At 68.3% G+C, this 11029-nt stretch carries 8 protein-coding genes and 1 pseudogene; all 9 read right to left on the bottom strand.

Annotated elements, in window-relative coordinates:
• Nucleotides 1-231, bottom strand: a pseudogene (locus ACQKDV_RS15420) (hypothetical protein); the annotation flags it as partial.
• On the bottom strand, nucleotides 228-2363 hold the full coding sequence (locus ACQKDV_RS15415) for a hypothetical protein (protein ID WP_427784862.1): 2136 nt from the start codon (nucleotides 2361-2363) through the stop codon (nucleotides 228-230). The pseudogene ACQKDV_RS15420 and the gene ACQKDV_RS15415, both read right to left, overlap by 4 nt.
• Nucleotides 2360-3478, bottom strand: coding sequence for a BatA domain-containing protein (locus ACQKDV_RS15410; RefSeq protein WP_427784861.1), 1119 nt, complete (start codon nucleotides 3476-3478; stop codon nucleotides 2360-2362). The genes ACQKDV_RS15415 and ACQKDV_RS15410 overlap by 4 nt, the downstream gene beginning before the upstream one ends.
• Nucleotides 3475-4371 (bottom strand): DUF58 domain-containing protein, encoded by an 897-nt coding sequence (locus ACQKDV_RS15405; protein WP_427784860.1) that lies wholly within the window; start codon nucleotides 4369-4371, stop codon nucleotides 3475-3477. The genes ACQKDV_RS15410 and ACQKDV_RS15405 overlap by 4 nt, the downstream gene beginning before the upstream one ends.
• A gap of 7 nt (nucleotides 4372-4378) precedes the next feature.
• A complete protein-coding gene (locus ACQKDV_RS15400) occupies nucleotides 4379-5362 on the bottom strand; it encodes an AAA family ATPase (protein WP_427784858.1) in 984 nt (327 codons plus the stop codon).
• Between the two features lie 16 nt (nucleotides 5363-5378).
• A complete protein-coding gene (locus ACQKDV_RS15395; protein ID WP_427784857.1) occupies nucleotides 5379-6086 on the bottom strand; it encodes a DUF4159 domain-containing protein in 708 nt (235 codons plus the stop codon).
• A complete protein-coding gene (locus tag ACQKDV_RS15390) occupies nucleotides 6086-7420 on the bottom strand; it encodes a TldD/PmbA family protein (protein WP_427784856.1) in 1335 nt (444 codons plus the stop codon). Before ACQKDV_RS15390 ends, ACQKDV_RS15395 begins: the two co-directional genes overlap by 1 nt.
• Before the next feature lie 21 nt (nucleotides 7421-7441).
• Nucleotides 7442-9076, bottom strand: coding sequence for a TldD/PmbA family protein (locus tag ACQKDV_RS15385; RefSeq protein WP_427784855.1), 1635 nt, complete (start codon nucleotides 9074-9076; stop codon nucleotides 7442-7444).
• A gap of 31 nt (nucleotides 9077-9107) precedes the next feature.
• Nucleotides 9108-10739 carry a TldD/PmbA family protein gene (locus ACQKDV_RS15380; protein WP_427784853.1) on the bottom strand — a complete coding sequence of 544 codons (1632 nt, stop codon included), beginning with the start codon at nucleotides 10737-10739 and terminating at the stop codon, nucleotides 9108-9110.
• Nucleotides 10740-11029 lie beyond the last annotated feature (290 nt).

Here is an 11029-nt window from a genome sequence, read left to right as displayed (position 1 = left end):
ACCGGCTGCGGCCGCATCCGCCGTGAGCACCACCACGCCGCCCGCAGGCCGCTGCTGGCTGGGCGGCAGCAGGCAGAAATACAGCAGCGCGGCCACGATGGCCTGCAGGCCCAGCCGTGCCATGCGCCGGCCGCGATGCGCGGTGGGCGCGCGCAGCTGCAGCGCGCTGGCGATGATGACGATGGCCGCCAGGCCAATGCCCAACCACAGGTTCACGGCAGGGGCGCTCATGGTTGTGCCTCCAGCGCATCGAGATAGCGTTGGCCCATCGCATCGGTGGCCGTGCGTCGCATCACCTGTGGCAGCGGTCGCTGCAGGGCGCGCCACAGTTGCGCGCGCAGATGCTGGCGGCACTCGCTGCAGCCCGGTTCGATGCGCAGCTGCTCGATGGCGGCGGCCAGCTCCAGCGCATCGGGCAGGACGGCGGCGTTGCGTTGCTGCCAACCGGCCAGCGCATCGAGATCGGGCGTGCCATCGCTCTCCCCCAGCCGCTGCCATGCTTCGACGATGGCTGGGTCGGGTGGCGTGCGTGCCGCCAAGGGCAGCTCGCGGCTGGCCAGGCCAGCGCGGTCACCGCCCAGCCGTCGGCCTTCATCGATGGGCGGCAGTTCCGGGCCGACGCGGGCCAGGTAGATGCGCTCGGCCTGCTGGACCTGTTTGATGAAGCCCAGTGCCTTGTAGGCGAAGGGCAGCGCCTGTTCCGGCCGGCCCTGGCGCAGCTCGCCTTCGGCCGACCACATCTGGTCCAGCGCGGCCTTCAGCGTGGCGCGCGTCTGTGGATCAAGCAGGGTGGCCGCTTCGGCATGGTCGTGGGTGTGGCCGTATTCGGAGAGCACGTCGGTGGCGCTGCCGAAGACCTGTGGCGTAGCGGCGTCTGCGGCGCTCCCGCCATGGTCATGTCCGTGGTCGTCGTCGTCGTGATCGTGCGCATCCGCCGTGGGTGCATCGCTGGTGGGCAGGTCGCTGGTCGGCGGCGGCTTCGCTCCACCTTCGCTTTCCTCGCCAAGGAACTGGCCGTAGCGCAGGCGCAGGATGCGCTGGTCGACGCCGATGGCATCGCTGCGCTTGATGAAGTCATCGGCGGCCAGGCTGCGGCGCTGGCGGGTGAGCGCCTCGGCATCGATGATGATCTGCCGCTGGCTGCGGAAGTAGGCGGGCAGGGTCTTCTTGATGCGGCCTTCCAGTTCCGCGCCCAGCGCCACCTCGGTGGTTGGCAGGCGCAGGATCACGCTGCTGCTGCGCCCGGTCTGCGCGTTGGGTGCATGGTTGTCGTGTACTTCCAGCTGGGCGATGACATCGTTGCCGGGCTGCGCGCCCAGTGCGGCAAGATCCAGGGTGTGGGCGAAGCGCCGCGCGGTGGGTTCGCCGCTGCCGGTGAGGGTGACGCTGCGCTGGACGAAGGTGATGTTCTCACCGCTGCCCTGGGTGGTGGTGATCGACAGCTTCGCCTGCGCGGCCACGCCATGGTCATCGCTGGCTTCGAAGCGCAGCGTCCACTGCCGTTGCCCAGGCGTGCCCAGTACCAGGCTGGCCGCGGGTTCCAGCACGCGCACGCTTGGCGCGCGGTCGGCCACCACGTCCAGGCGGTACAAGCGGGTACTGGCCAGGGCGGGCTCGCTTGCCACGCGGTACAGCACCGGCGCGCGCGCCAGGTCCTGCGCCTGCCACCGGCCGTCATGCTCGCGCAGCGGCAGTTGCCGCCCGTCGTGGAACTGCAGCCAGGCCTTGCGGGGCGCGCGGTCGAACCGCAGCGACCACGACAGGCGACTGTCAGCCGCCACCTTGGCATCCAGCGCATTCTGGCTGAGCGTGGCCTGCCCGGTGTAGGCCGGTGCATCGATCTGCAGGCGGGTCGCCTGCAGCTGCAGCGGTCCGGCCGCAGTGGTGGGTGCCGTCGCCGCCGTACCGACGGTTGCAGGCACGCCGGTACTGCGCGGCCAACCCAGTGCCAGCAGGGTGACGGCCAGCCCGCCGACCCAGCACAGTGCGAGTGCGGCGCGCGGCCAGCGCGGCCGCAGGTCCGGCATCGTGCGTTCCAGCGTGGCCAGCACATGCGCGCGCTGGCGCTGCTGCAGCGGGTTGAAGCCGGTGGCGTCGGCAAACAGCAGATCGGCGCTGTCCTCGCTGCACCCGCTGCCATCGAGCTGGCGCTGCAGCCAACGCCGGTCCAGGCGGCGTGCGCTTGCCACCGCCATGCCCGCGCAGACGAGCAACGCCAACGTGGCAACCACGCAGGCAACATCAAACCCGGCCAGGCGCAGGGCCAGCGCAGTGGCAGCCAGTGCCCATGGCAGGCCGAGCAGCAGGGTGATGCTGGCGCGGCGGCGGCGTGCGCGTTGCCAGATGCGCTGCAGCGCGTTCATGCCGGCCTCCGTGCCATGCGGCTGGCCATGCCGCGTTCCAGCGCGAACAGCAGCACGATGGCCAGCAGCAGCCATGGGGGCAGCTCGCGCGGTGCGGGGGTCATCGCAGGCAGTACCGCCTGCTGCGGGGCCTGGTCCTGCGCATTGCCCAGCCGTGGTGGCGCAGGCGGTTGCAGGGCCAGCAGCAGCGCCTGCGGCAGGCGTGCATCGCGCAGGGCGCTGTTGTGGGCCGCATTCCATTCGCCGGGCAGTGACAGCAGGCGGCCCCGGCCGACGCGCTGCTGCCACAGCAGCGGTGCGCCTTCGGCACTGCGCAGCAGCACGCTGGCCTGTGGCGCAGGCGCGGCGGCGGTGATGACGCTGCCACCAGCCCGCAGCCAGGCCTGCCAGCCGGCCGGCAGGGCACTGGTACGGCCCCATGCGGCGATCTCACCGCGTGCGGGCAGCGTGTTGGCAGGCAGCTCGGCGGATGCTGGCTGGGTGCTCCACGCGCGCTGCAGCGCGCCGACCCACTGTCGGGCACTGGCAGGTGCATCGGCGCTCACGCGCAGGCGCAGTGCCGGCACGGAAGCTTGGGCATGGGTGGGTACCACCGCATGCGGCTGCCACTGCACCGGTCGCGACAGCTGCAGGCGCGCACCGTCCAGGCCGGGCAGCGGATCGGGCACATGCACGGTCAGCGCGGTGCCGGCAGGCAGCTGCGCATCCAGTTCGCGCAGCAGGCTGGGCAGCGGCGCGGGTGTGCTGGGCGCCGGTTGGTCAATGGACGGAAAGCCCGGTGCCAGCCAATGCCAGCGGCCGTCTTCGCTGCTGCCGCGCAGTGCGCCGGCATCCAGCCCGGGGGCCACCACGGTCCACGTGCTGGGCGATGGCGCACCGTCACTCAGAACCGGGCGTGCCAGCAGCAGTGCCAGCGCGGCCAGCAGCAGCAGGCGTACCAGCAGCAGCGGCCAATCATCGAAGCGGATGCGCTGGCGTGGGCGGATCTGCGTGCGCAGCCAGCGCAGTGCCGCGAAATCCAGCGGCGTGTAGGGATGGCGGCGGGCCAGGTGGATCAGCAGCGGCAACAGCCATGCCGCCAGCGCCGCCAGGCCCAGCGGAAACAACAGGTTCATGCGCCGCCCCCGCGCCCGAACAGCGCCTGCAGCGGCTGGTCCAGCGGCTGGTCGAGCCAGCCGGTGGCACTGGCAATGCCGCTGGCCTGCAGGCGCGATTGCAGCGCACTACGCGCGGCGGCGAAGCGCTGCAGGTAGTCGGCGCGGATGGCAGCGCCATCGCCCAGCAGTTCCTCGCCGGTTTCCGGATCGCGGAAGCGGTGGCCGGCATCGAACGGGAAGTCACGTTCTTCGGCGGTCAGCACCTGCAGCAGCATCACCTCACGGCGCGCGCTGGCAAGCTGCTCCAGCAGCGTGATGCCGGCTTCGTCGAAACCATCGCCGATGGCCAGCAGCAGATCGCCCGGGCGCACGCGCTCCCAAAGCGGGCGCAGGCGGTTGGTGGCTGGCCAGCCACCAACCGCCTGCAGGGCATGCAGCTGCAGGTGCACGCGGTCACGCTGGCGCGCGCCGTTGCCGGCCGGTACCAGCTGCAGGCCATCGCCATTGATGGCCAGCAGGCCGAAACGATCGCCCTGCTGCAGGGCCAGTTCGACCACGCAGGCGGCGAGCCCGCGCATGTGGTCAAGGCGGGTGCGCTGCGGCGCCGCGCGGTCGGCCTGGCCAGCCGAGGCGGTGGCGTCCAGCAGCAGCCAGACGGTGATCGGGCTCTCGCGTTCGGATTCGCGCACGAAGAAGCGGTCCGAGCGCGCGTACAGCTTCCAGTCGATCTGGCGCAGTTCGTCACCCGGCTCGTAAGCGCGGTACTGCGCGAACTCCAGGCCGGCACCGCGGCTGCAGCTGGCGTGCTGGCCGATGCCGCGTGCGCCACTGGCCAAGCGCGGCCGCAGCCGCAGCGTGCGCAGGCGCGCGCGCAGTTCCGGTGGCAGGGTCAGCGGCGTGCCGGTGCTCACGTGTGCTTCAACCCGGGAACGGCACGGCCTGCAGCAGGGCGGCGACCACGTCGTCGGCCCGCTTCTGTTCGGCTTCGGCGGCGAAGGACAGCAGCAAGCGATGGCGCATCACCGGTGCAGCCAGTGCCTGCACGTCCTCGCGGGTGGCGGCGAAGCGGCCCTGCAGCAGGGCGCGCGCCTTGGCGGCCAGTACCAGCGACTGCCCGGCACGTGGGCCGGTACCCCACTTCACCCACTGGTTGATGGCGGCCGGTGCGCCGTCGCCTGGGCGGCTGGCGCGTACCAGGCGGGTGATCCAGGCCAGTACGTCGGGGCTGACATGCACCTGCCGTACTGCGGCCTGCAGCGCAATCACCGCCTCGGCGTCCATCACCTTCGGCACCGCCCCGGTGGTACCGCCGGTGGTCTGTTCGATGATCTGCCGTTCCTCGTCTTCGCTGGGGTAATCCACCAGCACGTGCAGCAGGAAGCGGTCCAGCTGCGCTTCCGGCAGCGGGTAGGTACCGGCCTGTTCGATCGGGTTCAGCGTGGCCAGCACGAAGAACGGCGCGGGCAGCGCGCGCGTGGTGCCTGCATGGCTGACCGTGCGTTCCTGCATCGCTTCCAGCAGCGCCGCCTGGGTCTTGGGCGGGGTGCGGTTGAGTTCGTCGGCCAGCAGCAGATTCGTGAAGATCGGGCCCTGCTGGAAGCGGAAATGGCGATGGCCGGTGCCGTGGTCTTCCTCCAGCAGCTCGGTGCCGAGGATGTCGCTGGGCATCAGGTCGGGGGTGAACTGCACGCGCCGGAACTGCAGTTCCAGTGCCTGCCCCAGCGAGCGCACCAGCAGGGTCTTGCCCAGGCCGGGTGCGCCTTCCAGCAGACAGTGGCCACCGGCCAGCAGGCCGATCAGCAGCTGCTCCACCACCGTGTGCTGGCCAACCACGGCGTGGGCCAGGGCGCTGCGCAGCGCATCCAGTCGTGGCAGCAGGGAATCGAGGTCGGGGGTGGTCATGGGCGTGCAGGTCCTATCAATTGTTCAACGCGTACATCACGATGTTGACGCCGAAACGGGTGTTGTCTTCGGCCAGGAAACGCTTGTTGCGCCAGTCGTAGTCCCACTCGCAGCCGTAATCCTTGTTGCTGTAGAGCACGCCCAGGCGGCCATCGACTTCGATGCCCTTCAGGTAGTCGTGCACCAGATCATCGCCCCAGCCGTTGAGCTCGAAGCCGGTGGCGGGCGGACCGTCTGGGAAGCGGAAGAAACTGCGGTACAGCGCATGGCTGTTGGGCAGCTTCTGCAGGGCTTTGGGACCGAACAGGCGGCCCATCTGCGCTTCGAACGAGGTGGCGAACAGTCCGTCGATGTCATGGTTGCAGTCGTCGACGAAGACAAACCCGCCGTTGCGCACGTAGCGCACGAAGTTCTGCCGCTCGGCGGCGTTGAACTCCACCAGTGTGTGCCCGGCCAGGTAGCAGAACGGGGCTTGAAGCATGCGCGGGTCGGCCAGTGCCACCACGTGTTCCTGCGGGTCCACGCGCAGCGAGGTGTAGTCGATCAGCGAGGTGATCAGGTTGGACGGCATGCGCGCGTCCACGTCCCAATCTCCGGAGTCGTACTGCAGGCGGGTGAACCAGAAGTCGTAGCGCGAACTGCGCGGGCCTGCCTGCGCCCAAGCTGGCAGTGCCGCCGCCGAAGCGGCAGCGGCCAACCAGCGCAGGCAGGCCCGGCGATCCATCAGACCGCGTCGGACAGCGAGGTGAAGGTGAAATCGCGCAGCTTCATCGGCGGGATCATCATCACGAAGCTCGATTCATCACCAGCCACGCGCACCGGCCGGCCCAGTTCCTCGATGTTGTTGAGCATGATCACCGGCGATTCGTTGAAGCGGAAGTTCTTCACCGGGTGCTTGATCTGGCCGTTCTCGATGTAGAAGGTGCCGTCGCGGGTGAGACCGGTCAGCAGCACGGTCTGCGGGTCGACCATGCGGATGTACCAGGTGCGGGTGACCAGGATGCCCTTCTGGGTGCCGCGCACCAGTTCAGCGGTGCTCTTGTCGCCGCCGCTCATCAGCAGGTTGCCCGGCGTGGCCTTGGCGGTCTTGCCCTGCTTCTGCGCCCAGAAGCGCGAGTAGTCCAGGTTGGCGACCTTGCCGTTTTCGATGATGGCCATGCGCTCGCGCGGCATGCCTTCGCCATCCCACGGCAGCACCGGGGCTTCGGCATGCCACGGGTCGGCATACATGCTCACGCGCGGGTCGTAGACCTGCTCGCCCAGCTTGTTGCCGCCGCCCTTCTTCGACAGGAAGCTGCGGCCCTCATCGGCCGAGCGCGCGCTGAAGAAGTTCATCATGAAGCTGATCAGGCCCGCGGCTGCGGCCGGTTCGAGGATGACGGTGTACTTGCCCGGCTCCAACGCCTTGGCTTCCGACGATTCGGTGGCCTTGCGCATGGCGATGCGGATGTCCTGGTCGGCCTTGAAGTCCGCCGCGTCCTTCAGGTTGCGGCCGACCCAGCCCGAACCGCGACCATCTTCGGTGCGTACGGTGCAGGTGTAATCGAAGCTGGTGCTGCGCTGGTAACCGAAGTTGCCGTTGCTGTTGGCCGTGGCATAGAAGCCCTGGCCATCTTCCAGGAAGCCGGCGGCGATCAGGCCGTTGCCACGGCACGGCGCGATGGAATCGGCGGCGACCTTGGCGCGGAACGCCGGGTCGATGGCCGCGGTGGATTCGCTGAAGGTCGGGCTGGGGCGGTAGGTCTGCTTGCCGATGGCCGGCATGAATTCCGGGTTCTCCGGTGCCAGGCGTGCCAGGTCTTCGGCACGGCGTACCACGCGTTCCAGCGCGGCATCGTCGAATTCATTGATGGAGGCGGTGCCCACGCGCTTGCCGAAGGCCACGGTGACGGCCAGTTCGGTGTTGTCGACAATGCCGCTGGTGGAGACGTTGTTCAGCGCGAAACGGATGTTGCCGTTGATGGAACCGGCGAGCACGGCGGTGCACTCATCGGCCTTGGACAGGGCGATGACCTTGTCGAGGATGGCCTTGGCCTGGGCTTCGGTGAAGATACTCATGGTGTAAGGGCTCCTGACCGGTCAGCCGAGGCTGCGTGCGGTGTTGATGACGTTGATGCCGTTGAAGCGCGCGGTGGACGAACCGTGCGAGACCGCCGAGACCTGGCCCGGTTGGCCCTTGCCGTCGAAGAACGAGCCGCCCAGGCGGTAGTCGCGCTCATCGGCCACAGCGGTGCAGGCGTTCCAGAATTCCGGCGTGCGGATCTGGTAGGCCACGTCTTCCAGCATGCGGGTGATCTTTCCGTTCTTGATCTCGTAGAACAGCTGGCCACCGAACTGCGCGTTGTAGCGCTGCTGGTCGATGGAGAACGAGCCGTCGCCGATGATGTAGATGCCGTTCTCCACGTCCTTGATCATGTCGGACACGCTGAGCGGGGTCTTGCCCGGTGCCATCGACACGTTGGCCATGCGCTGGAACTGCACGCTGGACCAGGAGTCGGCGTAGCAGCAGCCATCGGACTCGGTCTTGCCGAGGATGTGGGCCTGGTCGCGGATGGTCTGGTAGTCCACCAGCTTGCCGTTGCTGATCAGGTCCCAGCGCTTGCACTTCACGCCTTCATCGTCGTACGCGACCGCGCCGAGGCTGCCCGGTTGGGTCTTGTCGGCGAAGATGTTGACGTGCTCGCTGCCGTACTGGAAGTGCTGCTCGCGCTTGTCCAGGGTAGCGAAGCTGGTGCCGGCGTAGTTGGCTTCGTAACCGAGCACGCGGTCGAGTTCGAGCGGGTGGCCGATCGATTCGTGGATGGTCAGCCAGGTGTGCGACGGGTCGAGGATCAGGTCGTACTTGCCCGGCTTCACCGACGGCGCCTTCAGCTTTTCCTGCGCCTGCTTCGCCGCGGCAATGGCGTCTTCCTTCATGTCATAGGACGACCCGTAGTTCACCACGCCGTTGGGGGTGAGCACCTTGCCGGCAGCCGCGCCGTCCAGGTATTCGTAGCCCAGGCCCATCGGCGCGGACAGGCCTTCGCGGGTGCGGAACTTGCCGCTGGTCTTGTCGATGGCGGTGACCGTCATCGGCGCCCAGATGCGGTGCACGTCCTGGTCGATATAGGAGCCATCGGTGGAGGCGAAGTACTTCTGCTCGTTGACCAGGAACAGCATCGAGTTGACGAAGCTGGCACCGGCCCCCATCGCGGCGGCATTGACGTCCAGCAGCAGGTCGACCTTCTCCTTGATCGGCACCTCCATGGCGTTCTTGCGGATCGGCGTGCGCCAGCTCACCTCGCCCACGCCCGGTGCCTTGGCCAGCTGCACCGGTGCGGTCTGCACGCCGGCGTTGGCCTTGGCGATGGCCGCCGCCTGCTGCGCGGCGCGGGCCACATCGGCCGTGCCCAGCGCATTGGTGGCGGCAAAGCCCCAGGCGCCGTTGACGATCACGCGGATGCCCACGCCGGTGGACTCGGTGTTCACCACGTTCTGCACCTTGTCCTCGCGGGTGATGACGAACTGCCGCAGGTAGCGGCCAATGCGCACATCGCAGTAGGTGGCGCCTGCACTGCGCGCGGCCTGCAGCGCGGCATCGGCCAGGCGCTTCTTCAGCCCCAGGTCCAGGCTGGACTGCAGCTGCTCGGCGGCGATGGCCTTGCCGAAGAATGACGGCACGATCAGGCCGCCTGCGGTAAGCCCGGTGAGGGCGAGGAAGTCACGTCTGTGCAAGGCTGCTCTCCACGTCGAAGGTTGGGACGACTCAGGCGCCGAGACTGCGCGCGGTGTTGATGATGTTGATGCCGTTGAAGCGGGTGGTGGACGACCCGTGCGAGACCGCCGAGACCTGTGCGGGCTGGCCCTTGCCGTCGAAGAAGGAACCGCCGAGGCGGAAATCACGTTCATCGCAGATGGCGGTGCAGGCGTTCCAGAACTCCGGTGTGCGGATCTGGTAGGCCGCATCCTCGACCATGCCGGCGATCTTTCCGTTCTTGATCTGGTAGTAGAGCTGGCCACCGAACTGGGCGTTGTAGCGCTGCTGGTCGATGGAATAGGAGCCGCGGCCGTGGATCCAGATGCCGTTCTCCACATCCTTGATCATGTCCTCGACGCTCAGCGGCGTCTTGCCCGGTGCCAGCGAGACATTGGCCATGCGCTGGAACTGCACGCTGGACCAGGAATCGGCATAACTGCAGCCGTGCGAGGCCTGGCGGCCGAGGATATGGGCCTCATCGCGGGTGGCCTGGTAGTCCACCAGTACGCCGTCGCGCACCAGATCCCAGCGCTGGGTCTTCACCCCTTCATCGTCGTAGCCGACCGCACCGAGGCTGCCCGGCTGGGTCTTGTCGGCGAAGAAGGTGACGAGGTCGCTGCCCCAGCGGAAACCGGCATCGCGCTTGTCCAGCGTGGCGAAGCTGGTCCCGGCGTAGTTGGCCTCGTAGCCGAGTACGCGGTCCAGTTCCAGCGGGTGGCCGACGTTCTCGTGGATGGTCAGGAACAGGTTGGACGGGTCCAGCACCAGGTCGTACTTGGCGGGCTTCACCGAGGGTGCTTTCAGCTTCTCCCGCGCATGGCGGGCCGCTGCAATCGCGTCCTCGACCGGGTCGTAGGAATCGCGGTAGGCGGTGATGCCGCCGGGCAGCTGCACCTTGCCGCGCGCATCGCCGTCGAGGAATTCATAGCCCATGCCCATCGGCGAGGACAGCCCGGCACGGGTGCGGAACCTGCTGCTGGCCTTGTCGATGGCGGTGGCGGTGAATGGCAGCCAGATGCGGTGGATGTCCTGGTCGATGAAGGAGCCATCGCTGGAGGCAAAGTACTTCTGCTCGTTGACCAGGAACAGGGTGGAGTTGATGAAGTCGGCGCCGGCATCGAGCGCGGCGCTGTTGAGCGCCAGCAGCAGTTCGATCTTGTCCTGGATCGGCACTTCCATGGCGTTCTTCCGCACCGGGGTCTGCCAGCGCACCTCACCGACCGGGGGCGTGGGTGCCAGCTGCACCGGCCGGGTCTGGATGCTGGCATTGGCACGGGCGATGGCCGTGGCCTGCTCGACCGCGCCGCGCACGGCCGTTTCGGTCTGCTGGTGGGTGGCGGCGAAACCCCAGGCGCCGTTGACGATGACCCGCACGCCCACGCCGGACGATTCGCGGTTGGTCACATTGCCGACCTGGTGTTCGCGAGTGATGACCGATTGGTTGAGGTAGCGGCCGATGCGGACGTCGCAGTAGCTGGCCTTGGCGCTGCGGGCGGCAGCGAGGGCGACGTCGGCCAGGCGGCGCCGCTGGGCGGTATCCACCGGTGCCAGCAGCTGTTCGGCCGCGATCAGCCGCGAATGCGGCAGCACCAGGCCGGCCAGGCCCAGTCCGGAAAAAGCCAGGAACTCACGTCGTTGCACAGCGTCTCTCTCACAACCGTGCGGAGGGCAAAGGACCGCTCCGATCACGCAACTGTTCGACTTTCGCCAGCGCGGGGCGGCGGGGCAAGTGACTGCAGTCATGGGTGGGGAGGGTTTCGGCAGGGCTTGCAGCCCTGCACCTGCTTCATGCCAGGGCAACGTCAACGGCCAGAGCGGCATTCCGCGGGATGGCGGGGCGGTGTGGGTGGGCAGGACACGCCGTAAACCCGTCCATGGGGGCTCGATGGCGCCATCCATGGCGCCAACGGTCCTGCCCACCCACACCGCCC

The organism is Stenotrophomonas sp. NPDC077659 (assembly GCF_050268705.1).
In the GTDB taxonomy this organism is placed as follows: domain Bacteria; phylum Pseudomonadota; class Gammaproteobacteria; order Xanthomonadales; family Xanthomonadaceae; genus Stenotrophomonas.
Note: the sequence above shows the minus strand (reverse complement) of the source record. Positions and strands in the feature narration are given on the sequence as shown.